This window comes from Bacillus sp. IS1, from assembly GCF_032461585.1.
In the GTDB taxonomy this organism is placed as follows: domain Bacteria; phylum Bacillota; class Bacilli; order Bacillales; family Bacillaceae; genus Bacillus; species Bacillus velezensis.
This window is the reverse complement of record NZ_JAWCWR010000010.1, coordinates 17362-41594: the sequence shown is the minus strand read 5'-3', so window position 1 is coordinate 41594 and position 24233 is coordinate 17362. Positions and strand designations below refer to the sequence as shown.

General features: G+C 45.9%; 25 protein-coding genes and 2 tRNA genes. All 27 read right to left on the bottom strand.

Annotated elements, in window-relative coordinates; genetic code table 11:
* Positions 1-96: 96 nt before the first annotated feature.
* Positions 97-636, bottom strand: coding sequence for a hypoxanthine phosphoribosyltransferase (hpt, locus tag RUW00_RS21415; RefSeq protein ID WP_004264611.1), 540 nt, complete (start codon positions 634-636; stop codon positions 97-99).
* A complete protein-coding gene (tilS, locus tag RUW00_RS21410; RefSeq protein WP_032864032.1) occupies positions 633-2051 on the bottom strand; it encodes a tRNA lysidine(34) synthetase TilS in 1419 nt (472 codons plus the stop codon). Before tilS ends, hpt begins: the two co-directional genes overlap by 4 nt.
* 104 nt (positions 2052-2155) lie before the next feature.
* Positions 2156-3157, bottom strand: a complete 1002-nt coding sequence (locus tag RUW00_RS21405; protein ID WP_014416732.1) for a protein kinase domain-containing protein — start codon at positions 3155-3157, stop codon at positions 2156-2158.
* Positions 3123-3860, bottom strand: coding sequence for a vWA domain-containing protein (locus tag RUW00_RS21400; protein ID WP_004264624.1), 738 nt, complete (start codon positions 3858-3860; stop codon positions 3123-3125). Before RUW00_RS21400 ends, RUW00_RS21405 begins: the two co-directional genes overlap by 35 nt.
* 67 nt (positions 3861-3927) lie before the next feature.
* Positions 3928-6417: a stage II sporulation protein E gene (gene spoIIE, locus RUW00_RS21395; RefSeq protein ID WP_007409936.1), complete on the bottom strand. Its 2490-nt coding sequence runs from the start codon at positions 6415-6417 to the stop codon at positions 3928-3930.
* Between the two features lie 209 nt (positions 6418-6626).
* A tRNA-Glu gene (locus RUW00_RS21390) sits at positions 6627-6698 on the bottom strand.
* A 9-nt stretch (positions 6699-6707) separates the two neighbouring features.
* Positions 6708-6784: transfer RNA gene (locus RUW00_RS21385), tRNA-Met, on the bottom strand.
* A gap of 157 nt (positions 6785-6941) precedes the next feature.
* Positions 6942-7328 carry a S1 domain-containing RNA-binding protein gene (locus tag RUW00_RS21380; protein WP_004264630.1) on the bottom strand — a complete coding sequence of 129 codons (387 nt, stop codon included), beginning with the start codon at positions 7326-7328 and terminating at the stop codon, positions 6942-6944.
* Between the two features lie 80 nt (positions 7329-7408).
* Entirely contained in the window at positions 7409-7786 is a 378-nt protein-coding gene (gene divIC / locus RUW00_RS21375) for a cell division protein DivIC (RefSeq protein WP_014416730.1), read from the bottom strand.
* A 17-nt stretch (positions 7787-7803) separates the two neighbouring features.
* Positions 7804-8439, bottom strand: coding sequence for a spore cortex biosynthesis protein YabQ (gene yabQ / locus RUW00_RS21370; RefSeq protein ID WP_014416729.1), 636 nt, complete (start codon positions 8437-8439; stop codon positions 7804-7806).
* A complete protein-coding gene (yabP, locus tag RUW00_RS21365) occupies positions 8436-8738 on the bottom strand; it encodes a sporulation protein YabP (RefSeq protein ID WP_004264638.1) in 303 nt (100 codons plus the stop codon). Before yabP ends, yabQ begins: the two co-directional genes overlap by 4 nt.
* A gap of 78 nt (positions 8739-8816) precedes the next feature.
* Positions 8817-9077, bottom strand: coding sequence for an RNA-binding S4 domain-containing protein (locus tag RUW00_RS21360; protein ID WP_007409934.1), 261 nt, complete (start codon positions 9075-9077; stop codon positions 8817-8819).
* A 1-nt stretch (position 9078) separates the two neighbouring features.
* Positions 9079-10554 (bottom strand): bifunctional methyltransferase/pyrophosphohydrolase YabN, encoded by a 1476-nt coding sequence (yabN, locus tag RUW00_RS21355; RefSeq protein ID WP_280144800.1) that lies wholly within the window; start codon positions 10552-10554, stop codon positions 9079-9081.
* Entirely contained in the window at positions 10544-12124 is a 1581-nt protein-coding gene (locus tag RUW00_RS21350; protein WP_061861764.1) for a putative polysaccharide biosynthesis protein, read from the bottom strand. Before RUW00_RS21350 ends, yabN begins: the two co-directional genes overlap by 11 nt.
* Positions 12125-12292: 168 nt before the next feature.
* A complete protein-coding gene (spoVT, locus tag RUW00_RS21345; protein WP_004264646.1) occupies positions 12293-12829 on the bottom strand; it encodes a stage V sporulation protein T in 537 nt (178 codons plus the stop codon).
* A 136-nt stretch (positions 12830-12965) separates the two neighbouring features.
* Positions 12966-16499 (bottom strand): transcription-repair coupling factor, encoded by a 3534-nt coding sequence (gene mfd, locus RUW00_RS21340; RefSeq protein ID WP_280144799.1) that lies wholly within the window; start codon positions 16497-16499, stop codon positions 12966-12968.
* Between the two features lie 69 nt (positions 16500-16568).
* Entirely contained in the window at positions 16569-16799 is a 231-nt protein-coding gene (fin, locus tag RUW00_RS21335; protein WP_004264650.1) for an anti-sigma-F factor Fin, read from the bottom strand.
* Between the two features lie 61 nt (positions 16800-16860).
* Positions 16861-17427: an aminoacyl-tRNA hydrolase gene (gene pth / locus RUW00_RS21330; protein ID WP_004264652.1), complete on the bottom strand. Its 567-nt coding sequence runs from the start codon at positions 17425-17427 to the stop codon at positions 16861-16863.
* Between the two features lie 84 nt (positions 17428-17511).
* Entirely contained in the window at positions 17512-18120 is a 609-nt protein-coding gene (locus tag RUW00_RS21325; RefSeq protein WP_014416724.1) for a 50S ribosomal protein L25/general stress protein Ctc, read from the bottom strand.
* Between the two features lie 84 nt (positions 18121-18204).
* Positions 18205-19158, bottom strand: coding sequence for a ribose-phosphate diphosphokinase (locus tag RUW00_RS21320; RefSeq protein ID WP_004264656.1), 954 nt, complete (start codon positions 19156-19158; stop codon positions 18205-18207).
* A 21-nt stretch (positions 19159-19179) separates the two neighbouring features.
* Positions 19180-20550: a bifunctional UDP-N-acetylglucosamine diphosphorylase/glucosamine-1-phosphate N-acetyltransferase GlmU gene (glmU, locus tag RUW00_RS21315; protein ID WP_004264658.1), complete on the bottom strand. Its 1371-nt coding sequence runs from the start codon at positions 20548-20550 to the stop codon at positions 19180-19182.
* Between the two features lie 191 nt (positions 20551-20741).
* Entirely contained in the window at positions 20742-21035 is a 294-nt protein-coding gene (gene spoVG, locus RUW00_RS21310; protein WP_004264660.1) for a septation regulator SpoVG, read from the bottom strand.
* 195 nt (positions 21036-21230) lie between these two features.
* Positions 21231-21611 (bottom strand): 2-iminobutanoate/2-iminopropanoate deaminase, encoded by a 381-nt coding sequence (ridA, locus tag RUW00_RS21305; RefSeq protein WP_004264663.1) that lies wholly within the window; start codon positions 21609-21611, stop codon positions 21231-21233.
* Positions 21608-22465, bottom strand: coding sequence for a pur operon repressor (gene purR, locus RUW00_RS21300; RefSeq protein WP_004264666.1), 858 nt, complete (start codon positions 22463-22465; stop codon positions 21608-21610). The genes ridA and purR overlap by 4 nt, the downstream gene beginning before the upstream one ends.
* 55 nt (positions 22466-22520) lie before the next feature.
* Positions 22521-23390, bottom strand: a complete 870-nt coding sequence (gene ispE, locus RUW00_RS21295; protein ID WP_061861762.1) for a 4-(cytidine 5'-diphospho)-2-C-methyl-D-erythritol kinase — start codon at positions 23388-23390, stop codon at positions 22521-22523.
* A gap of 143 nt (positions 23391-23533) precedes the next feature.
* Positions 23534-23722, bottom strand: a complete 189-nt coding sequence (locus tag RUW00_RS21290) for a small, acid-soluble spore protein, alpha/beta type (RefSeq protein ID WP_011996172.1) — start codon at positions 23720-23722, stop codon at positions 23534-23536.
* 162 nt (positions 23723-23884) lie between these two features.
* Positions 23885-24145: a biofilm formation stimulator Veg gene (gene veg, locus RUW00_RS21285; RefSeq protein ID WP_003218330.1), complete on the bottom strand. Its 261-nt coding sequence runs from the start codon at positions 24143-24145 to the stop codon at positions 23885-23887.
* Positions 24146-24233 lie beyond the last annotated feature (88 nt).

Sequence of the window (24233 nt, the reverse complement as noted above, 5' to 3'; positions counted from 1 at the left end):
CCTTACCTCCTCCCACAGTAAGCACAACTATGTTCAATAGTACCATAGAAAATCATTCCAATACAACCGATAACCATCTCGGAAGCAGGCAGCCGATCAGCTTTCATAAATCGCCGGTTTTAATACTCCGATGTAAGGCAGATTGCGATAGCGTTCGGCATAATCAAGTCCGTAACCCACAACAAACGCGTCAGGAACTTCAAAGCCTACGAAGTCTGCTTTAATGTCCGCTTTTCTTCCGCTTGGTTTATCCAACAGGGTAACAATCTTAATTGATTTCGCTTTACGATATCGGAAGAGTTCTACGAGATAGCTCAAGGTTAACCCACTGTCGATAATATCTTCAATGATTAAGATGTCCCGGCCTTCTACAGATGTATCCAAATCTTTGATGATTTTGACTTCTCCGGAAGAAACCGTGGAATTTCCGTAGCTTGATACATCCATGAAGTCCATTTCCAAATATGTATCAATATGCTTTATAAGATCAGCCATAAAAGGAAGCGCTCCCTTTAACACACCGATTGCCAACGGAAACGTGTCGCTGTACTCGCTTGTTAATTGTTCTCCAAGCTGTTTTACTTTCTGCTGGATCTCATCTTCTGAGATCAGCACTTTTTCGATATCCTGTTTCATGTTAATGCTTGCCCCCTACACTTTTCATGCTGTCTATATTGTAATACAATGCGGTCACTGTTTGAAATCACAAGATCGTCAAAGATGGATTTTTTCAAGCCAGGCAGCCAGATAATTTCACCGCTCGCATCCGTTACAATCGGCCATTCGTCCCGATCCCGCAGAGGCAGTTTATGATCAATAAATATATCTTTCACCTTTTTCGAGCCATTCATCCCTTTAAGTTTGATCCGATCGCCGATTTTTCTCGTCCGGATTGTTAAAGGAAATTGCACCTTATTTCTGCTTGTCATAAAAACAGCATTCCCATTTTTGATATGAGGGTCAGCCTGATCGGCCACCTCTATCATAAAGCCGTTGGGGAGAACAGCAGTCTCGCCTTCCGCTCCTTGCAGCTGCAGCTCAAAGGGAACCTTTTCACATTGCCATTGTTCAAATGTAAACAAACATGTCTGATATGATTTGACCACCTTCAGCCCTTTCGGAAAATCAAGCACTCCCGAGGCGCTTCCATTTTCCGCCCATTCGAGAAACTGCTGTATGTGGCGGGCGGAAAACGACGATGGAACGTTTTCATAAAGATAGTTTAATATTAGTTGAACTCCTCTTCTTTGTAAAGGTATCGGAAGGGCAAGCAATTGAGAGGAATTGACTTCAACCGATGTGTCAGACTTGCTTGTAATAACCTTATTCATTCGTTCTTTCGTTAATGACTGCAGGTATTGTTCGTCTTCTGTCAGTGCTTCACTCACCTTTTGAAACATTTTATGAACGTCAGGTGATTCTTGTTTTAAAAAAGGAAGCACGGTCTTTCTGAATCTGTTTCTTGTATAATCGTCTTTTGCATTGCTCTCATCCGTTCTGTAGCTGAGCCCTTCTTGACGGCAGTATTCAAGGATTTCATCCTTTGCCGTATAGAGGAAAGGCCTGATCAGCCAGCCGGATGCAAATTCGCGAACGGGCTGCATTCCCGCAAGCCCTGCCCCGAGCGTACCTTTCGCAAGCCTCATGAGCATTGTCTCAACCTGGTCATCGCCGTGATGAGCCAGCGCCAAAAACTTCGCTTGGTGTTTTGTCATCAGATCTTCGAAAAACTGATATCTGCAATCACGCGCGGCAGCCTGCTTGTTCAGCTTATTCTTCTTTGCGTATGCAGAAACATCAATCTGTACCGTTTCACAGAGGATGTGTTCAGCCTCGCAATATGACTGCACAAACTTCATATCTTCTTCAGATTCAGGACCCCTGAACTGATGGTCGACATGCGCCGCTATGATAACGGAGGAATGCCCGAAGTGCTTATTCAGCATACTGAGAAGCGCCATTGAATCAGGGCCTCCGGAGACCCCGGCAATAATCGTTTCTCCCTCCGCCTGAAGATGATATGTTTTGAAAAAATCTTCCACGCTTTTCACAATGTCCCCCTCACAATGAGCAGGTTTTTTAAAGATATACATATCCTATCACTTTCATTCCCTCCAAGCAAAGAAGAAGCATGAGCGCAGGCGTCCGGCCGGCACTAGATGAGAAAAAAGACGATGTAAGCGAAATAAAGGGCGAGAACGCTGATTAAAATAAGTGTTGTTTCAAACAAACCATTGTGCTTTGCGGGTTTTTGTTTAGGTTTATACCGCGTCTGAGATACAGTGCCCTGCCGCGGTTTTGAATGCGGCGGCTTAGGCTTGGCGGCGGCTTTCCTTTTGCTCCCGGCGCTCTGGCCCGCCGTCAGGATGTCATGCTTCATGGCTTCCGCAGACGGATATTGACCGTTTAAAGCAGAAAACAGAACCTTCTTATACTTATTCAGAAACGGGTGGCCTTCAATGATAGAACGAAGCTGTTCTTTCGGCTGTCCTGACTTTTTGCACTCTTTCTTCTGGACACAGTGGATCATGATCATTGCGACAGCAAACAGGTCATAGGATGGTTCTGCTTTTCTTGTTCCATACCCCCAATAGCCCCTGTCGTAAAACTCCGTATACTCTTTAATCGCGCGGCCCTGTTTTGTCGTTCCCCCTACATCAATGCAGCGAATGGCAGCCGGTGGCCCGGTTACAATGAGATTGTCCGGTTTGAGGTCGCCAAAAACCCACCCTTGCTGATGAAGGACTGACAGGCTGGAAAGAAGCTGCACCATCAGCACCGGAATCCACTCCGCTCCCTTACTGCTGATATATTGCGGAAGAAGCGGCCCTTCTATGTACTCCATCACGTAAAAAGAGACATTTTTATTCAGCTGCGGTATAAACGCGTCGTCCGCATCAAAAAAAGAAGGCCCCATCGTTTGCGACCGGGCCTTTGAAAAGGATTTTAAGACATTCACTTCAGAGGTAACAGACATGCTGTCGCTGCTTATTTTCAAAGCGACCTGTCCGCCTGATGCTTCTGCCAAATATACAATACCGTTAGCCCCTTTTCCAAGCTGTTTGAGCAATCTGTAGGATTTGCCGTTCCATTTGCCCTGAATTGCCGTCCCCGGTGCCAGACTACATGCCAAACTCGTTAAAGCGTCGTTCATCATCTGCCAACATGCTCCTTCTTGAGCGGATTCTCTCAAACTGCTGCGTCGCTTCCCGGATAGCGGGGCCCGTAGGGGTGATACCGCCGGTCGACAGCTTCGCAAAGAGTGCAGAAAGGGATTCAAGCTTCGGCGTCCAATTCAGTACAAGCTCAACTTCCTGGCTTTTCCCGGGAAATATACACATTGCAAATTCATTTTGTCCGGCCCGGGAATTTAAACTGATGGAAAGATCGATCAGCGCTTCTTTCACCGTCGGCAGTTTCGGCGCCATACTCGCACTCGTATCAACCAGCACAAGCACTTGCAGATGAACCGTTTCGCCGAGTTCATCAACAACTTCCATCACTTCGCCGCGTTTTTCAGGAGAAAGCTCTTCCATTTCAACGTTTTTCCCTAAAATTTGTTTAAGCTCTTGATTGACGACGCCTTGCAGCGTCTGGGTCATTGCTTTTTTCGTCACCATTTGAACCGTCTGAGACAATTGTGACGCATACACAACTTGATGGACGCCGCCTCCGGCCATGGCGATGCCTTCAACTTCCTTCATTGCCTCTTGGTCAATCGCATTTTCTTCCATAATTCCTATAACATTCACCGTAATCCCCTGCTCCTTGGCGAAAGCCGCCATTGCGATCGGGTCTTCACCATGATTGGAGCAGCCATCTGTAATCAGCAGAACTTGATTTAAATGTCCCTTATTCACATACATTCCTCCCGGTGATACGATTAGTCCCATCTTCGCCAGAAGGAAAGTGATTTATACGAAAGGATTAAGAAATCTCCTTTTTATTTTGGAAAACCGCCGGCACCGGGATGGAAGCCCATTTCGGCGTGTTGTGATCAATCCGGACAACAACCACCGTCATATCGTCTTCGATTTGGCCGGAACGCGTTCTGATGACCTCTTCCATTAATATATCAGCGATTTCCTGCGGATCTTCGGTTTTCAGCCCTTTCATTTTCCGTTTCATCCACAGGTCGTGGTTTTCAACGTGCTTCGGCCCTTCAAAAATACCGTCACTCATCATGACGAGCAGATCTCCCGCTTTTAACTGTTCACTTACAACCTCTACATCAAATTCATTGATGATGCCGATCGGCAGATTGCTGGCCTGTACTTTCATAACTTGATCTCCCCGCTTGATAAAACTTGGCGTTGAACCGACCTTCAAGAATTTGCAGCTTGCATCCTGAAGATCAATGATAGAAAGATCGAGAGTTGAGTAGATTTCGTCTGTCGTCCGTAAAGACAGAATACTGTTGATCGTTTTGATCGCTATTTTTTCATCAATACCTGATTCGAGAATTTTTTCGAGCAGCTTAATCGTTTCATTGCTCTCATAATGGGCCCTCGCCCCATTGCCCATGCCGTCACTGATCGCGGCCGCATACTTTCTCGCCCCCAGTTCCATCATGCTGTAGCTGTCGCCGGAGACAAGGCCGCCGCCTTTTGCCGCATGAGCCGCGCCTGTCGATACCCGGTACGACTTGGTCGAACCGAACGCGACATGGCTGTAGCCATTCGGATGAGTCGAGTGCTGTTCGCTTTTGACAAGTATCTGCTCCTCAAGAATGTCAGACAGCATCGGGGCGATAATTTTCTCACTCTCGCCGTGTCCTCCGCTGAACGGGATTGTCATTTCGATATCAATATTGCCCTGCTCCAAGCTGTATATCTCGACATGCTGAATCTCGATTCCGAAATGCTGAAGCGCCTCTATCATTTGTTCTTCCTGAATAAAATGCTGCTCCCTCTCCCGTTTTATTTCCCGAGAAAAGTCCGCCATGACCTCAGAAACCCCCAACAGCTGCTCGGCAACAAGCCTTCTGCTGTCCTGAACTTTTCTCTTCAGTGTCAGATGGGCGTGATGGTGGGCAAGTTCGTCCTCAATCAGCTCTTCCACCTGTCTGGATTTGGAGCAGTGCTGTTGAAACTCCTTTTTTAATCTGCGGTTTGAGGCATACTGTTTTTCTTCTGTTTCATGCATAACTTGTTTCATTAAGTCATATGTTTTATCAAAGTTTTGAACCCAGCATTTGCTTTTCTTATAGCAGGATTGGCAGGAATGCTCGGTGATTTTGCTTAAAAAGAGATCCACTTCCCCTTCTTCCGCCTGCTCATCAGAAGACGTCTGATGAAAGGTGGCGAAGCTCTCCGACAAGGCATGAAACACATTGGAGAACTGGTCTACTTTCTGGGCGGTGACATCTCTGATTTTCCTTGCGTACTGCTGCTGTTCCTGACTGTGCTCAGCAGTGCCCGGTATGTATCGCGCCACCTTTTTCGTAATCGATTGGGGCGTAATCAAAAACAAAACAACGGCAATCAAAGATTCATAAAGAGTGGTCATTAATCCGGCAGATCCTTCTCCATATAATGAAATCAGCAGTGAGCCGATCACTAATCCGACTGCGGCGCCGGCTTTCTTTCCTTCTTTCAGCAGCCCGCCAAGAAGCCCGGAAAACGCAAGCAGACTCATTTGATAGAGATTCCCGATATTCGCAAGCCCGAGGATCAGTCCGGTCACAACACCGACCGTACAGCCGATGCTTGCCCCGCCGACAAAGGAAAAACTCAGCACGACATAGCGGGCCAGGATATGTTCAGCCTGCATTCCCTGAAATGAAACACCGGCAAGCCCGGTTAAAACGGATGCGATCAAGATCATAAAACAGATGATTTCTTCTATTTTTAACGATTGCTTCACTTTTTTGATCGTGAAGATCGGCAGGCTTTGTAAAAAGATCAGCGTCAAAATAAAGGCCAGGCCCGCCTCGACAACAGCCATCACATAATCATAGGTGGTAAAAGCGCCGCTTTCAAAATAAACAAATCCGATTCTCGCGGCAGCCATAGAGAAAAACACCACGATCGGCAGCATCTTCACCCGGTCCTGCACGATATATGTACCGATTTTCGAAAATAGAGTGAAGACGGCCAAAGCTGTGAGAATCAATAAAGAGTGTTTCGGCGAAATGGTTAAAGCGCCCGCAAGTAAAGACAGACAAGCATAGAAGGCTTTATCTCTTCTGATCAACAGCATCGCTCCGAAAAACGGCAGTGCAAACGGAAGAACCTCAGATAATATGAAAGCCCGTCCAAGTAAAAAACCGATCACGACATAAATGAACCCCTTATAGAAAAAAAGTGAATGCGCTTGATGGACTGTAAGCTTTGCCGCCTTTTCAAAAAACGATTGCAGTTTTTCCAGAGCTTGTCCCGCCATCGGCCCGTTCACTCTTCTTTCCGCTTTTTCCATTGCTCTCATCCCCCACCTGTTTTATTCGTTGCTTGTCATTATAAATGAAAGCCCAGATAGGATTTTGTCAAAAGAAGGTAACAATTCCAAAGAAGTCTTCGACGCTTTCTCCCTTGTTCCCCTTTCCTTTCGTATTTCCTCCGACATTTCTCAAAAAGTTGTCTAAATATGAAAAAATCGGCTTCTGTTGCAGAAGCCGATTCGCTTGATGACCCGTACGGGATTCGAACCCGTGTTACCGCCGTGAAAGGGCGGTGTCTTAACCGCTTGACCAACGGGCCGGATATATATGGTAGCGGCGGAGGGGATCGAACCCCCGACCTCACGGGTATGAACCGTACGCTCTAGCCAGCTGAGCTACACCGCCATATAGGTGCTTATAAGCACAAGTTATATAATACAAAGGTTTCTTCATCTCGTCAACAGAAACTTTAAAGTTTTAATTTTCTGACTATACGGACGCATACAAAAAAAGCACCCGCTGGGATAGACGGATGCTCCATGTATTTATAGAAAGCAGCAAGTTATCCTCTTCTTGCTCCGCGCCCTCCACGTTTTGATTCCGTGTTTCGTTTTAAAGATGATAAGCGGTCTTCGCTATCTTTAAGAAACTTGTTCATTTTCTGTTCAAAAGATTCTTTCGGACGGAAATCATTTCTAGGTCTGGCTTGCGGACGGTCTTTAGCTTTTTTAATTGATAAACCAATTTTCCCGTCTTTTTCAACGTTGATGACTTTCACTTCAACTTGATCGCCGACTTTTAAATGCTCGTTAATGTCTTTTACATAATTATCGGCTACCTCACTGATATGAACGAGACCGGTTGAGCCTCCAGGCAATTCAACAAATGCTCCGAAATTTGTAATACCTGTTATTTTCCCTTGCAACTTGCTGCCAACTTCAATCGACATAAAAAAAGTGCTCCTCCTTAGGCTTATAAAAAGATCGTTTGTTTAATTATACCTAAATAAAAATTTAAGTGTCAACAAGGCTACTTGCTCTTCTTCTCTACATTAAAGAGAATCTCACCATTTCCTGACATAAACAAGTCTCTTCTGGCAAGCTCTGTGACGTAATCCTCATCCTTTAATTTGGAAATTTCATCTTTTAAATCAGCCTGTTTCGCGTTCAATTTTTTCACTTGTTTTTCCAGCTGAGCTTTCTTTTCTTCGTTTGCGCTAAGGGAAGAGGTCTGTGACCACAGAGAACCCGCTAAGACAATAGCCGTCAACAACACAAGGGCGCCGAATACGATCAACCGTCTGAAAAGCCCTTTCCGCCTTCTTTTCATAAGCTGGGATTGCCGTTCAACCTGCTCTTTATAGTCGTTTTGAATTTCAGTTATTGTACGTTCTCTAGATAGATTCAAACCAGACGGTCCTCCTTTCACCTTTTCAAAATACGTATCATGGTCGATCTGATTGTTATGATTAGTTTCTTGCTCTTTTGTGAAAATCCTGCACTTTTTTGAAAATATCGTTTGAAAGTAAGACGCCATTTTTCAGGAAGAAGTTTCAATAATTGTTTCAACAGGAAGAACAGCGGATACAGCAAAAAAGCTACGATCTTAAAAAGACACTTCGCAAAAAAGGCACTCACCCGATAGGAGTATAAAGAAATAACCGTGATCAGCCCGATGAGCAGCTTAAAGAGCAGAAGCACCGGACGGAACAGCACGTGCTGAATGAGCTTTTTTGCGAATTGGTAAAGAGACACCGCAAGATGAATGGCAAATTTCAGTATTTTTATATACATTCGTTTAAACAGGCTTTGGTACGTCGCAATACCCAGTAAGACAGCCAAGAAAATGTATACCCTGAGTTCTCCTTCATTCACGTTGAGCAGCACATAGAAAAACATCAGACCTTGTACAATCCAAAAGAGAATGTCATGAATGAATAACAGCCATCTGGCCGTTTTGGCGCGGCTGACAAACAGCCTGTATGTATCAAGCGACGCTCCGAGCCAGGCGCCCATACCGGTCATTGCCAGCATCGTATAAAATTGGGTCGTCAGTGTCATTTAAACAACTTGCTAAAAAACCCTTTAGCTTTATCCCCTTGCTGCTCGTCTAAATATACAAGGTCAAACACCCTGCCTTTTATAGATACAATCCCTTTTTCCACATCAAGGTTTTTCATCTGCAGGTTCTCGCCTCTGACGGAAAGCATTCCCATAACTGTTTCCAGCAAAAACTCTTCGTTGTCAAAACTTTCTACATGCTTGACGCCCGAAATGTCTAAATGCTTTCTCCCTTTCATCGTTACATCATGCTGTTCCGGAACAGAAGAAGAACCTTTTTGCTCATAATATGAATTCATCTATTCAGCCCCCATATCCTCGATACTTTTAGCATTATTACTGCATTGTATGAGGCGGGAGCCTTGTTTAGAACAAGCCTATTCGCCGAGTTTTTCTTCTTTGACGATTGTATACATGCCCGCGGCTTCTTCTTTTTTCGTTGTTTCTTTCAATTCGTTTACCTTCACGGTGACAAGCTTCTGGCCGAAGCGGACCGTCAGTTCATCACCGGCTTTTACGTCTGAGCTGGCTTTCGCCTGATTCCCGTTAACGGTGATTCTCCCTTGATCGGCGACCTCTTTCGCCAATGTGCGGCGTTTAATTAATCTGGATACTTTTAAAAACTTATCAAGTCTCATATCAGAATCTCCTCTCCATTTCTTTTGCTTCATCCCACAATTTGTCCATTTCCTCAAGTGACATTGCGGTCAATTCAAGTCCCTTTGCTGCCGCTTCTTTCTCAATATAAGCAAAGCGTCTGCGGAATTTGTCATTTGTCATGGCGAGCGCTTCCTCAGGCTCAATTTTATAGTATCGGCCGATATTGACCAATGCAAATAAAACATCGCCGAATTCAGCTTTTAAGCTGATTTCATCTGCTGATTCGGCGGAAGCCTCTGCAGAAAATTCCTTCAGCTCTTCATTTACTTTATCCCATATATCCTGAACGTCATCCCAGTCAAAGCCGGTTTTCGCGGCTTTTTTCTGAAGCTTGGCCGCTTTTGCAAGAGAAGGCAGTGTTTTCGGCACAGCATCCAGCAATGAAGAGGATGTTGTTTGCTTTTCCGCCTTTTTGATTTCTTCCCAGTTGGCGACGACATCATGTTCATCCTGAACCTTAACATCCTTAAACACGTGCGGATGCCGTCTGACCATCTTCGCACTGATGTCTCTGATGACATCATCAATTGAGAAATACCCCTCGTCTTCTCCGATCTGGGCGTGCAGCATAACCTGAAGCATGACGTCCCCGAGTTCTTCTATCATGTGATCCGTGTCCTCTTCGTCAATGGCCTCAAGCAGTTCGTAGCATTCCTCAATCATATATTTCTTTAATGACTGGTGTGTCTGCTTTTGATCCCACGGACAGCCGTTCGGCCCGCGAAGCTCGCGAATAATACTTCGGAATGCAGAAAATTCCTGGTAAAGGAGTTCTTCTTTTTTAATCGGCGGAACATACACGCTTGTTAAGTTATTTATTTCTACATTGCGGTCAAGTTCAAACAAAGGCACCTTGGTCATCTTTTCTCCCTTGCTTCCGGCTGCCGTGACGATGACCACTTCATAATCGTCAGGCAATTTCTCCATAAGCGTCAGCTTTACCTCAGAGGCCGTCATCTGGTCATAAACCTGGCAAATGATCAGGTGATGGCGGAGTTCGAGCTCATCCGGCGTCATTGTTTGCGCATCCGTAAATTGAAACCCTTCAATCGGATCAATTCGCAATGCATTAAAAGTGGCATCCAGAAAGCTTTGCCCTCCGGCAGTATGAACAGCTATCTGTTGTTCTTCCCGGCGTTCAAATAACAGCTGAACGGTTTTCTCAGCGACAAACGGATGCCCGGGTACAGCGTAGACGATATCCTCTTGCTTCGCTTTTTCAAACAGAATGTCCGCGATCTCTTCATAGACCGCTTCGAACTGATCATGTTTTTCATAAATATCATCAAAATACCGGATGTCCGCTTCCGTCTCTTGCTCTAATTCCGGAATCAAAGGGTGGTCTTTCGTTCTTATATATAAATGCTTCGCCTGAGTCAGCAGCTTATGTACGCCCACTGTCAACTGATCCATGTCTCCGGCGCCGAGGCCGACGACCGTAATGTTACCTGCCATGTTTTTCTCTCCTCTTTTTCAATTTGCTTAAAGCACTGCCGAAAGGAAGGCCGCTCAGCTCTTCGTCCGTGAAAATCTTCATTCTTATCATACAATAAATAAACAATAGCCCTCCGATGACTGACGCAGACAGACTCTCACATACAGCTCCGGCCCTGCTGACAGGAACAAATAACTGCCAAAGCTTCATATATACGAGCAGAAAGAAGACCATCAGCAGGCTGCACCAGCATAGACGGGCAATCACGCCGCCGATATTCGTCAGCCAGCCCTTCGACCAAATTCTCCGGAGATTCAGGCACGCAACTGCGGCAAATGCCAAGACGGTCGCCAGTGCCGCTCCTGTAATACCCCAGCCGAGGACCAGCCAAACATTCAGCACCCATTTCAGCGCCCCTCCCGCCAAAACAGATACGGCGGGGAAAACGGTATGTCCCGCTCCTTGCAGAATCGCGGCTGCCGTAAGCGCAATCGAGGCAAAAAAGATAGATAAGCTGAATATTTGTAAGGTCTGCGTCCCCTCACTGTTTTGGAAAAGCATGATATTCACCGGCTCTAAAATGCAAAAAAGCCCGGCTGATGCACCGATCCCTACCGCAAGGCAGAGCTTGACGGCTGATGTCGCTTTCTCTTTTATGATAAACGGCTTATTCTCATGCACCGCTTTTGAAATTGAAGGAACCAATGACGCGGCGATACTGACGGCAAACACGGTTCCCAGCTGAAGGAGCGGCTGTCCGCGGTCATATATGCCTTTCAGCTGTTTCGCGGCATGGCTCTCCGTCCCGTCTGAAAGCAGTGAATATAAGTTTAAGGCGTCTACAAGCTGAATCAAAAGCATGAGTACACTGCTGATACAGATGGTGACTGAATAAAGCAGCAGCTTTTTTATAATGACGGCCGTTTCGATATGTCCGCCGTCTTTCTTGGTTTCTTCCCGCTTATACCAGAAAACAGCCAATACACAAAGGGCTGCCAAGCTTCCGGCAATTGATCCCGAGGCCGCCCCCGCACCAGCCGCGTATAATGAACGGCCGCTTTTCAAAAGCCAGAAGGATAAACCGAGAAGCACCGCCACGCGAAGAAGCTGTTCCGTAATCTGGGATAAGGCTGACGGCATCATATCATGCACGCCTTGGAAATACCCCCTGAAAACCGCCGTAAACGGAAACAGTATGAAAGCGAACGCCGCGACCCTTATCAGCATCACAAGGCGGGCGTCACCCATAAAACCGGCCAACGGCGCCGCACCGGCATACATGAGCGCAAACAGAACAAGTCCGGCCGCCGTGACATAAAGGGCGGAAATTTTCATTATTTTTTGTTTATGATCGCTATAATCGTTCATTAATTTTGAGATAATTACCGGAAAACCGGATGTTGACAGCATGACCGCGATCCCTAAAAACGGATACACCTGCTGATAAATGTAAAATCCGACGTCACCGACAATATTCTGAAAAGGAACCCTGTACACGGCGCTTAATATCTTCGTCACGATACCCGCAACGACGAGCACAAAAGCACCTTTCCATGCCGATTGCCGCTTGGCGCCAACTGAATCGTTCATCCAAAAGCTCCTTCCAGCCGCTAGAAAATTACGTCTATAAAACGAGCTTATTATATCACAATCCTAACGGCCGAACCGATAGAGAGCACATATGAATATGAAAAAGAACAGCACTTGTATAAGAGCTGCTCTTTCTCCGTTTTCTTATTTCAATAATGGTAATAAGACCTACTGCTCCATCTGTCTCGCCAAAAAACTGGCTGCCGTTTCTACCGCTTTATGTTCTACTTCACCAAGCGCCTGTTCCTTGGAAAAGATGACCACGGCGCCGATAGGATCGCCATTTGCCACGATCGGGGCTATTGTATAGGAGCTCATATCTTCATCAATGTCATTAACAAGCTGCGCGGACTTCACGTCGTTTTCTACCACTGAGCTGCGCTGATCCATCGTTTTTTCGAGCAAATCGCTGATGGCTTTGTTCAGAAATTCTTTTTTCGAACTGCCTGAAACGGCAATATACGCGTCACGGTCGCAAATCAAGACGGAATGGCCGAGACTGTCATACAATGCATCTGCATATTCCTTCGCAAAATCGCCAAGCTCACTGATAGGAGAATATTTTTTCAATATAACTTCTCCGTCGCGGTCAACGAATATTTCAAGCGGGTCTCCTTCCCTGATTCGCAGTGTTCTCCGAATTTCTTTAGGAATGACGACCCGTCCTAGATCATCAATACGACGTACGATACCTGTAGCTTTCATCTCTCTGGTGCCTCTCTTTCATGTGATGATATTTAAGGGAAAGTACTAAAGCTCTTTACTTTATGTAGCTTCCGCCACTCGCTTGAAATTAGTATCCGTCACATCAAATGTAATATACACCAGAGAGTAACAATTTTTATGAAGACGCGATTGTTTCTTTCTTCACACCCTGAAGGCCTTTCAGCATGCCGAGCACGGTCTCCAGCCACTCTTCCGTTTTGCGGCCTTTCGTCTGTACTGAGATTTTCAGCTTTTTCCCTTCCATTCCCAGTCCGATCTGCCGGCCGTATTTATTGCCGAGTTCGAACAATTTCTGGCCGTCAATCTGTGCGCTGGCCTCTTCAGAAATGGTAAATCTGATCGCGTCTTTATCCTGCTTGATGAGTTCGACGCGTTCATATTTTCCGTATACCTTCATCTCAGCAACCGTAAACAGCCATTCAACCTCTTTAGGGTAGCTGCCGAACCTGTCGATGATTTCATCTTGAAGCTCATTTTTCTCCTCAATTGTGGCGATTGACCTGAAGCGTTTGTACATGTCGATTTTTTGCTTGCCGTCTTGTATATAGTTTTCAGGAATATACGCGTCAAGCTCGATATCGATTTCTGTCTCAAACTGTTCGCTTTTCGGAATATCGCCTTTCCGCTCTTCAATCGCTTCCTTGAGCATTTGCGAGTACAGGTCAAAACCGACTGAGTCAATAAAGCCGTGCTGCTGGGCGCCGAGAAGGTTCCCCGCTCCCCTGATCGTCAAGTCACGCATGGCGATTTTAAAGCCAGATCCCAGCTCGGTAAATTCTTTAATCGCCTGCAGCCGTTTTTCCGCCACCTCAGTGAGCACTTTGTCTCTGCGGTACGTAAAATACGCGTAAGCGACGCGGTTGGAACGGCCGACCCGTCCTCTCAGCTGATACAGCTGAGACAGCCCCATTTTGTCTCCGTCGAACACAATCAAGGTATTGACATTCGGTATATCTACGCCTGTCTCAATAATAGTCGTGCTGACAAGGACGTCTGATTCCCCTTCCAGAAAATTGAGCATGACGCTTTCCAATTCATTTTCAGTCATTTTTCCGTGGGCATATGCCACTTTCGCATCGGGAACAAGCATGGAAATTTCATCAGCCTTCCGCTCGATGTCATCCACGCGGTTGTACAAGAAATATACCTGTCCTCCGCGCGCCAGTTCTCTTTCGATGGCTTCCCGCACAAGCGCGCCGTTGTATTCCACGACATATGTCTGAACAGGGAAACGGTTTTCCGGCGGCGTTTCAATAACAGATAAGTCTCGCACACCGAGCATGGACATATGAAGCGTACGCGGTATCGGCGTCGCTGTAAGAGTCAGCACATCGACATTGGCTTTGATCTGTTTGATTTTTTCCTTATGCGTTACGCCGAAGCGCTGCTCTTCATCAATGATGAGCAAGCCGAGATCTTTATAGACGACGTCTTTAGATAAGAGCCTGTGGGTTCCGATTACGATGTCTACCGTTCCGTTTTTCAGGCCTTTAATCGTTTCATTGGATTCTTTTCTCGTTCTGAATCGGCTGAGAAGACCGATGTTAATCGGATAGTCCTGAAAACGCTCCATAATGGTTTCATAATGCTGCTGCGCGAGTATTGTCGTCGGCACAAGAAGCGCGACCTGCTTTCCGTCTGCGATCGCTTTAAAGGCCGCTCGGATGGCTACCTCCGTCTTCCCGTAACCGACATCACCGCAAAGCAAACGGTCCATCGGGCGCTCTCTTTCCATGTCCTTTTTAATCTCCTGAATGGAACGGAGCTGGTCCTCTGTTTCCTGATAAGGGAAAGCAGATTCGAACTGCCGCTGCATTTCATGATCCGGCGAGAACGCATAGCCTTTGCTTGCTTCCCGTTCCGCATAAAGCTTAATCAGATCATCGGCAATATCCTGAACGGAGTTTTCAACTTTTTTCTTCACCCGTTTCCATTCACTGCCGCCCAGTTTATAAAGCTTCGGTTCTTTTCCTTCAGAGCCGACATACTTCTGCACCTGGTCGATTTGTTCTACAGGGACGTACAGCTTATCGCTGCCCTGATAATGAATGTTGAGGTAATCTTTATGAATGCCTTTGATTTCTAGTGTTTCGATCCCCAAATACTTACCGATCCCGTGGTTGACGTGGACGACATAGTCACCGACCTGAAGCTCGGAATAGCTTTTGATCCGTTCGGCATTTGTCAGCTTCTGCTTTCTCGGCTTTTTCTTAATTCGGTTTTTGAACAGCTCTTCCTCCGTAATGACGGCCAGCTTCATCAGCGGCAGTTCAAAACCGGATTGCAGCTCGCCTTCCATGACATAGACCTGTCCTTGCACAAGCGCTTTGGAGCTGTCCGTTTTTGCGGCTTCAATTTCGTAATCAGCCAGCACGGATGCCAATCTGTCGGTTCTGTCCTTATTCGCGCCTAAAAAGACGACGGTGAAGTTTGATTTCTTAAAGCGCTCCATTTCACCTGCGAGCACATTCATCTGCCCGTGAAAACTCTGCATCTGCCTGCTTGTCACATTCACGATATTCTGAGGGCTTGTATGCTGGACATGACGCAAAAATAATGAATAATAAATAGCCGGGCGCCGCTTTTCGCTCATAAGCTCCTGAAAGCTGAAGGATAAATGAATGTCGTGCAGAATTTTCCCTTCCTCGAGCAGACTTGTCGTAAATTCGGCCTCTTCTTTTTGCAGCTGATCCTCCATTTCATGAATGCGGCTGACCTCGTCTAACAGTAACAACGTGTCTGCCGGTGTATAATCTAGCAAACTAGCAGGCTTTTCGTAAAAGTACGAGAGATACTTCACAAGTTCCTGATCAGTCTGTCCCGTTGATAACCGTTCTTTATCATGTGAGATATTGATATGAAGCATTTCCTTTTGTTTGTCCTGCTTCAGCTTTTTCAGACTGTCGGCAAGCCCTTTATCGAGCCTTTCCATCGCACGGGCTTTTTCCTCCGCCCTGATGATCAATTCCTTCGCCGGTCCGATCGCCACATGTTTGAGCGTCTCAATTGATCTCTGGTCATCAGAATTGAAGCTTCTGATGGAATCGACCTCCGTATCAAACAGTTCAATTCGCACCGGATGCTCCGACGTCAGCGGATAAATGTCGATAATTCCGCCGCGAATACTGAATTCACCGGGTGCAGAAACCATATCGGAACGCTCATACCCCACCTCTACAAGGCGCGCGGACAGCTGATCCGGTTCTATTTCGTCTCCGAGTGAAATGACGAGCTGGCTGCTTTTCCACAGCTCCTTCGGCGGAAGCATTCTTCTCACTGCCGCAACGGGCGCCACAACGACCGGCGCTTCTCCGTTTGTTAATCTATTAATGACATCAAGCCGCTGAGCGCGCAGTTCAGGGCTCGCTACCGCAATTTCTGAAGAAATCAATTCATTTACGGGGTATAAAAAAACAGATTGATCCCCGAGAAGCGCCGTCAGATCTTCCGTCACTTTTTGGGCCTGATATAAATTATGGGTGATAAAGAAAATCGGCCTTTTCGTTTCCTGTGCAAGGGCGGAGGTAAAAACAGAACGCGCGGAACCTGACAGACCCGCAAGCAGCTGTTCCTTCAGCCCCTCATGTAAACCGTTGACAATGGATTTAAAATCATCGCTTTCTTTAATAAAGGTTTGAATGTTGTCCATATGGGCCCTCCTCTCTATTTTCTGCAAGAACAGAAAAACGCTTTGGTCTAGAATCTACACCAAAGCTTCTTATTGAATAAATGTGTTGTGTTCATGGTAGTGCGGATTGCGTTCCAGCGCCTCTTGGCAGTCTTCACAAATTGTAAGAACATGGACATCTCCATTGTCTTTATATGAAATCATATCGTTTCTTTCCTCATTTGTTAAGTGCTGAAATCCAAGTGACTGTGTCGGCACCGTCGAATATTCCAGGCTCCCTACCTTAAAGCCGCAGTGGCGGCAGAAATAATGCAAAGCCATACGTTGGACCTCCTGATGTGAAAAAATCATTTTTCCCTAGTATGGTCTCCCATTATTTATCTTATACATTTGCATTAAATTCGTTCATGACTTCTAAAAATGGTTTCGTTAAGGAAGCTTCGCAGGCTTTTACGGTTTTTGAGACGGCATCATTGATATGCGGCGCTTCTTCCTTCGTAAAAGCTCCCAGTACATAGTCAACGACTTTCATTCCGTTGACGGGGCGGCCGATTCCGATTCTGACCCGGTCAAATTCAGGGGTTCCGAGGTGCTGTATAAGCGATTTAATTCCGTTATGTCCGCCTGCGCTCCCCTTCGTCCGGAGCCTGATTTTGCCCGTCGGAAGATCAAGGTCATCGTATATGACTTTCAGATCTTCATGATCGGCATCATAATAATCCAGTAGCGGCCGCAAACATTCCCCTGATAAATTCATATATGTAAGCGGTTTAACAAGTAGAACTTTTTTTCCGGAAACAAACCCCATTCCGTAAAGTCCGTTGAATTTCGTTTTATTCAGTTCAATATTCCATTCTTTAGAAAGCTCGTCAATGGCCATAAAGCCGACATTATGTCTCGTGTTCTCGTAGGTTTTCCCGGGGTTACCGAGACCGGCAATCACAAGCATCGTAAATCCTCCCTCAACATCGCTGTAATTCTTCTCATTCTAGCACAAAAGACGTAACCTCGGGCGGGTTACGTCTTAAAGCGCTTATTGATTTTCTCCTTCGGGCTCTTCCCCAGGAGACGGTTCTGCATCTTCTTCGAATGCTTCCTGCTTAGGAGGAAGGATGGAAGCCACGACTTCTTCCGGATCGTTTGTAAATGTATAATTGCCGTCAGCAGTCAGATCTGCGATGGTCAGCACATCATTCATCTCAAGTCCTGAAATATCAACATTGATTGTCTGAGGGATGTCCTTCGGTCTGGCCTTAATCGAAAGCTCATGCAGCGGCTGCTGGATGACGCCTCCGTCTTTGACTCCCTTCGCCTCTCCCGTCAGCTGAATCGGCACCTCGGCCTCCAGCTCCTCACTCATATTCACGACTTGAAAATCGGCGTGCGTCAATTCGTTTTTGAGCGGGTCTGTCTGAAGATCAGTCACCATAACCGATTGCTGATTTCCGTTGACATCAATTGTGATAATCGTGTTTTTTCCTTCGTCCCGCAATGTTTTAAGCAATTCGACACTATCTAAAGAGACAGGCGTATTCGTTGTTTCTTTACCGTATATAATCCCTGGAACATGTCCTGAATGACGGATTTTCCGAAGCGTCGAACGTTTAAAATCTGTTCTTTCATTTGCTTTTAAAGTTGCCATATTCAGCACCATCCTAATTATCGTTTTATCGTCCTATTAGAACAATACCCACAATAACTGGGATTTAAACCTTAAAGTTTCGGTTTAGCTGAATAAATAGCTGACAGATTGTTTCTCGTGAACGCGGATAATCGCTTCAGCCAGAAGCGGTCCGACAGAAAGCTGCTTAAAGCGGTCGATTTTTTTCTCATCAGGAAGCTTGATACTGTTCGTTACGACAAGCTCCTTGATTTTAGAGTTATTGATCCGCTCAACGGCAGGGCCTGACAGTACAGGGTGCGTACAGCATGCATACACTTCTGCAGCTCCGTTTTCAACCAGCGCGTTAGCGGCAAGTGTGATTGTGCCGGCCGTATCAATAATATCATCGATCAGAATCGCTGTTTTACCTTCCACGTTACCGACGATATTCATCACTTCTACCTCATTCGGTCTAGGGCGGCGTTTGTCGATAATCGCGATCGGCGCTTTCAGACGGTCCGCAAGTTTGCGGGCGCGCGTCACACCGCCGTGGTCAGGAGAAACAATGACGATATCTTTCAAGTCTTTACCTTCAAAGTAATGGCCTAAAATCGGAACACCCATTAAGTGGTCAATCGGAATATCAAAGAAACCTTGAATTTGCGGTGCGTGTAAATCAAGCGCGATCACGCGTGTCGCACCCGCTGTTTCAAGCAGGTTTGCAAAAAGTTTTGCCGTAATCGGTTCACGTGATCTTGCTTTTCTGTCCTGGCGCGCATAACCGTAGTACGGAATCACAATGTTGATTGTTTTCGCGGAAGCGCGCTTTAAAGCGTCAACCATAATCAGCAATTCCATAATGTGCTCATTAACCGGCGCACTTGTAGACTGAATGATATAGCAATCACAGCCGCGAATACTTTCTTCTATGTTGATCTGGACCTCTCCGTCACTGAATCTTGTAACAGAGCACTTTCCTAATTGAACCCCTACATTATCCGCGATTTCTTTTGCAAGTTCTGGATTTGAATTCAAAGAAAAAATCTTTAAATTCTTATCTCCGTATTCGTTAGACATGGTAAACCTCCGATTTTAGGATTATTTTTTATGAATGTTTTTCACATAATCTTCTTTATTTACTTGTCTTGCTCTGGCAATGGCAAGCGCTTCGCCCGGCACATCTTCAGTTACGGTTGAACCCGCAGCGACGTACGCGCCTTCTCCCACTGTAACAGGAGCGACCAGATTGGAGTTGCAGCCTATAAAGGCGCCGTCTTCAATTTTGGTTAAATACTTTTTCTTCCCATCATAATTGACCGTGATGGAGCCGCAGCCCAGATTCACATCCGTGCCCACTTCGGCATCACCGATATAGCTTAAATGAGATGCTTTGCTCCGGTCGCCGAATTGTGTTTTCTTGATTTCAACAAAGTTTCCGATCTTCACTTCATTGCCGATTGCGGAATCGGGTCTGATGTGAGCAAAAGGACCGATATTTACATCATTCCCAACTTTGCTGCGATTGACAACGGATTGTTTAATCACAGTGCGGCTGCCGATTGAGCTGTCCTCTATCTCAGTGTGAGGGCCGATGACACATTCATCGCCGATTTCAGCTTGTCCCTTTAACACAGTTCCGGGATAAATAACTGTATCTTGTCCGATACGTGCGTCAGGTGAGATGTACGTATTCATCGGATCGATTAAAGTGACTCCGTTCTGCATATGCCGTTTGTTAATACGCTCTTTCATATACATTTCAGCCTGAGAAAGAGCGACTCTATCATTCACTCCGAGCGTCTCTTGGAAGTTACCAGTCTGGTAAGCGGCAACAGTTTCGCCTTCGTCTTTGAGGATTTCGATCACATCCGGGAGATAATACTCGCCTTGGGCATTTTCATTCGAAACCTGTTCGATGACACGAAAAAGAGCCTCGTTATCAAAACAGTACGTTCCCGTGTTAATTTCTTTCACAAGACGTTCTTGTTCCGAAGCATCCTTGTGCTCCACGATTTTTTGAACGGCGCCGTCTTCACTGCGGATGATTCTTCCGTATCCGGCGGGATCGTCGGCAACGGCCGTTAACACCGTGGCTTTTGCACCTTTGTCTGTATGTTCATTTAGCATGGCTTCCATCGTCTCCGCCGTCAGAAGCGGTGTATCGCCGCAAATAACGATCGTGACACCCTTTTCTCCGTGAAGAAATGGTTTTGCCTGTTTGACCGCATGAGCCGTACCGAGCTGTTCTGCTTGGAGAGCGTAATCGCTTTTCTGTCCGAGCTGCTTCTTCACATCTTCGGCGCCGTGTCCTACGATGGTGACAAGCTTCGCTAAAGATAATTTCAGAGCTTCGTCTGCGACGTGCTCTACCATAGGCTTTCCGCATACCGGATGAAGGACCTTGTAAAGCTTCGATTTCATTCTCGTTCCTTTTCCGGCAGCTAAAATCACTGCAAACCGCTTATCCATTTAATGGCCTCCAATATCCCTTTTATCCATAGAAAAATATATCCTAAATAGCTGTTGATTTCAAGAAGACATCAAAAAGTGCAAGAATTTTCTATGTAATCGCTTTATTACTGAAAAATCAGATTTAAAAAAGGACTGCCGGAAAAGGCCTTGTGTCAGCCTTTATCAGCAGTCCTTACATTTTGTTATGTTTAAGAAGCCCCGGCTTCTTCATATTCTAATGCTTCAGAGTCACCCAAACGATGATACTCATTTAAAACAGCATCCTGGATCTTGCCCCGCGTGCTGGAATTAATAGGATGAGCAATATCGCGGAATTCTCCATCAGGGGTGCGTTTACTCGGCATCGCAACGAAAAGACCATTGTTTCCATCAATCACACGAATATCATGTACGACAAATTCGTGATCCAGCGTGATGGATGCAATCGCTCTCATGCGACCATCGGTATTCACGCGGCGTAATCTTACGTCAGTAACTTCCACAGTAGTTCACCACCTTTTCCCTATATAAAAGCATTAGTCTAACAATTCCACGATTCTTTTTAAATTCCTGCACGTTTCAAAAAGTTTTTTTGAAAATATAGGATATACATACACAATTAGGTGATAAACCATATTTGGGGATCATATACTGCATAAAAAAAGTGATCCCGGAGACCGGAACCACTTTTCTGAGATTTAAGATTTCACCAGCGCAATGACTTCAATTTCCACGAGAGCGTCTTTCGGCAGTCTCGCCACTTCCACACAAGACCTTGCCGGCTTATGTACATCAAAGTATTGTCCGTACACTTCATTCACTTCCGCAAACTGCTCCATATCAGCAATAAACACCGTTGCCTTGACAACCGTCTCGAGCGAAGCGCCCGCTTCTTTCAGCACAGCTTTTAAATTGCTGAACACCTGATGCGTTTGTTCTGTGATATCACCGTTTACCATTTCTCCTTCAGCAGTAAGAGGAATCTGGCCTGAGCTGTAAAACATGTTGTTTACGATGATTCCCTGTGAATATGGCCCGATCGCTGCCGGCGCGTGTTTTGTATGGATTGCTTTTGTCATTTTTCTGTCTCCCCATTCTTTAAATGCTGTTCTTTAAAAAATCGCAGAAAATTGCCGTTTTGAATCTCAATCGTTTTGTCTTTCATATTGATGGTTGAAAGCGTGAGCAGTGACATGTATTCATCGACAAGCCGTTCATTCACTCCCTCGGCTTCAACCAAGACGCCTATTCCCGCGACGTTTGCATTAAACTCATCAAGCAGGCTGATCATGCCGTTAATGGTGCCGCCGGCTTTCATAAAGTCGTCAATAATCAAAACGTTCGAACCCGTAGCCAAACTTCTTTTCGCAAGCGACATCGTTTGAATGCGGTTAGATGACCCTGATACATAATTGATGCTCACCGTGGAGCCTTCCGTCACTTTATTGTCCTTTCGCACGATGACAACCGGAACGTTCAGATAACTGGCCGCTGCGTAAGCAAGAGGGATTCCTTTTGTCGCAACGGTCATCACCACATCAATCTCCCGCTCCGCAAAAACGGAAGCAAAAAGCCTGCCTACATGAGAGAGGACAGATGGTTTTCCTAAGATATCCGTTAAATATACATAACCGCCCGGAAGGATACGCTCAGGATTTACTAAAGACTGTCCCAGCTCCTGTATAAACGCTTCTGCTTCAGCCTGTTTCACTTTCGGAATGTATTTGACGCCTCCGGCAGCTCCCGGCACTGTAAGCAGCGTCCCAATGCCTTGCTGTTCAAAGGTCTGTTTAATAATCGTTAAATCTTCACTGATTGATGACTTTGCTGATTGATACCGTTCTGAGAAAAATGTTAACGGTATTAATTCATGCGGATGGGTTAACAAATAATTTGTTAAGTCCACCAATCTGCCGCTGCGACGAAACTTCATGAACTTACCCCCAAAATCCGAATAATTTAAAAATAATATAACTTAACATACGGATTTAATCAAGAGCATTCTGTTCGCCGATCATCCGCACCGCGTACACTTGATCACAGAAACCTCTTAACCCGTTATAAATCCGCTGCACCTTCGATTCGTATTGAACCAAACCGAATACAGTCGGTCCGCTTCCGCTCATTAACACCGCATCAGCGCCGAAGCGTTTCATTTGATTTTTAATCATCGCCACCTCGGGATGGAGGCTGAGCGTAACCGCCTCCAATACGTTTCCTAATTGTCCGCATACCTTTTGGAAGCTTTTTTCTTCAATCGCGTCAATCATCGCCTGCACATCAGGATGCCGAACCTGCTGTAAGTTCAGCCGGCGGTACACTTCGGCAGTCGATACCCCGATCGTCGGTTTGGCGAGCACGACCCAGCAATGAGGCGGAGCACTGATGTGCCTGATCTTCTCACCGCGTCCGGTTGCCAGGGCAGTGCCTCCGTATACACAGAAGGACACGTCAGAACCGATTTCAGCTCCAAGCTCCGCGAGCTCTTCGACAGAAAGCTTTAAATCCCAAAGCCTGTTCAGCCCTCTGAGCGTGGCTGCCGCATCGCTGCTTCCGCCGGCAAGCCCTGCCGCTACAGGGATCACTTTTGTAATCATAATGGAAACGCCTTTTTTGACTTGAAACCGTTCTTTAAGCAGTTTGGCTGCCTGATAAGCCAGATTCCTTTGATCATCCGGAACAAAGCGATTATGCGACGCCACTCTGATAACGTTTTCGGGCAGTTCTGTCAGTTCAATCCGATCTGCCAAATCAATTGTCGTCATGATCATCTCCACTTCGTGATAACCATCCGGGCGTTTACTCGTCACATCGAGGGACAGATTGATTTTGGCCGGCGCTTTTTCTAAAATACGCATAGCTTTCACCTACTTCTCCATCTAAACATAAGTATGAACATTGTATCACATTTGGAGACCCGGAGGTACTTATCCGAAATTGACGTCGGTTTTGACAGGCGATAGAAAAAACCGGGGAACGGATTGTCCCCCGGGCCACTGCATTATCGGTTATTTTGGTTCTGAGCCGCCATCTGCTGTTCGGCAATCTCAATCGCGCGTTTTACCATATTCCCGGCGTCACGCGCCCGAATGCCTCCCCAGCCCTCGTTTTTCACCGTATCGTAAAAACCAAGGTCCTTCGCCAGCTCATATTTGAACTCATCTGACATAACTCCACGACGTCTGCCCAAACGAAACAACCCCTTTTATAGAATTGATCACCATTCGTGCACGCCACGATAAAACATGTGACACCTATAGCTTCCGTTTAATCGGCTGAAACTTTCGAGGGAATAATTAGAAGAGCTTTAGAAGGCAAAACAAAAAGCAGTAAACAAAAGGTTCACTGCCCATTAAAATGCTACTGAGCTTGCCGCATCGTCATTGAATGTCAATTCAACAGTCTCAGTCAGAATATCAGCATAACTGTATGAAACTCTTTCAAACGAGTTCTCGTCTTGATCTAGTTGTATCACAAAAACAGAAGGGTACGTCTCAGCTAAAATGCCCGAACGCTCAATCGTTTTTCGGCGGCCGCCGTTTGCTTTTAACGTAAGCCGTTTACCTAAATTCCCATCAAGCGATCTTTTTATATCGGACAACGTCTTCGCCATTGCATCCACCTCACTACATTTATTGTACAACAAGAGCCCAATTTTGTCAAATAAAATTTAAATTATATCAACGTTAATAAGTCATTGT

Coding starts and splice junctions, on each gene's coding strand:
- RUW00_RS21380 (WP_004264630.1), bottom strand. CDS start 7,328: ATGTCGATTGAAGTTGGCAGCAAGTTGCAAGGGAAAATAACAGGTATT.
- RUW00_RS21405 (WP_014416732.1), bottom strand. CDS start 3,157: ATGATGAACGACGCTTTAACGAGTTTGGCATGTAGTCTGGCACCGGGG.
- pth (WP_004264652.1), bottom strand. CDS start 17,427: ATGCTTGTGATTGCCGGTCTCGGTAACCCCGGGAAAACCTACGAGAAC.
- ridA (WP_004264663.1), bottom strand. CDS start 21,611: ATGACAAAAGCAATCCATACAAAACACGCGCCGGCAGCGATCGGGCCA.
- yabQ (WP_014416729.1), bottom strand. CDS start 8,439: ATGACACTGACGACCCAATTTTATACGATGCTGGCAATGACCGGTATG.
- RUW00_RS21325 (WP_014416724.1), bottom strand. CDS start 18,120: ATGGCAACTTTAAAAGCAAATGAAAGAACAGATTTTAAACGTTCGACG.
- veg (WP_003218330.1), bottom strand. CDS start 24,145: ATGGCGAAGACGTTGTCCGATATAAAAAGATCGCTTGATGGGAATTTA.
- RUW00_RS21350 (WP_061861764.1), bottom strand. CDS start 12,124: ATGAACGATTCAGTTGGCGCCAAGCGGCAATCGGCATGGAAAGGTGCT.
- ispE (WP_061861762.1), bottom strand. CDS start 23,390: ATGCGTATTTTAGAAAAAGCGCCGGCCAAAATCAATCTGTCCCTCGAT.
- fin (WP_004264650.1), bottom strand. CDS start 16,799: ATGGCTTTGCATTATTTCTGCCGCCACTGCGGCTTTAAGGTAGGGAGC.
- glmU (WP_004264658.1), bottom strand. CDS start 20,550: ATGGATAAGCGGTTTGCAGTGATTTTAGCTGCCGGAAAAGGAACGAGA.
- purR (WP_004264666.1), bottom strand. CDS start 22,465: ATGAAGTTTCGTCGCAGCGGCAGATTGGTGGACTTAACAAATTATTTG.
- RUW00_RS21320 (WP_004264656.1), bottom strand. CDS start 19,158: ATGTCTAACGAATACGGAGATAAGAATTTAAAGATTTTTTCTTTGAAT.
- spoIIE (WP_007409936.1), bottom strand. CDS start 6,417: ATGGAAAAAGCGGAAAGAAGAGTGAACGGGCCGATGGCGGGACAAGCT.
- RUW00_RS21360 (WP_007409934.1), bottom strand. CDS start 9,077: ATGAGACTTGATAAGTTTTTAAAAGTATCCAGATTAATTAAACGCCGC.
- yabP (WP_004264638.1), bottom strand. CDS start 8,738: ATGAATTCATATTATGAGCAAAAAGGTTCTTCTTCTGTTCCGGAACAG.
- spoVT (WP_004264646.1), bottom strand. CDS start 12,829: ATGAAAGCTACAGGTATCGTACGTCGTATTGATGATCTAGGACGGGTC.
- hpt (WP_004264611.1), bottom strand. CDS start 636: ATGAAACAGGATATCGAAAAAGTGCTGATCTCAGAAGATGAGATCCAG.
- yabN (WP_280144800.1), bottom strand. CDS start 10,554: ATGGCAGGTAACATTACGGTCGTCGGCCTCGGCGCCGGAGACATGGAT.
- mfd (WP_280144799.1), bottom strand. CDS start 16,499: ATGGACAACATTCAAACCTTTATTAAAGAAAGCGATGATTTTAAATCC.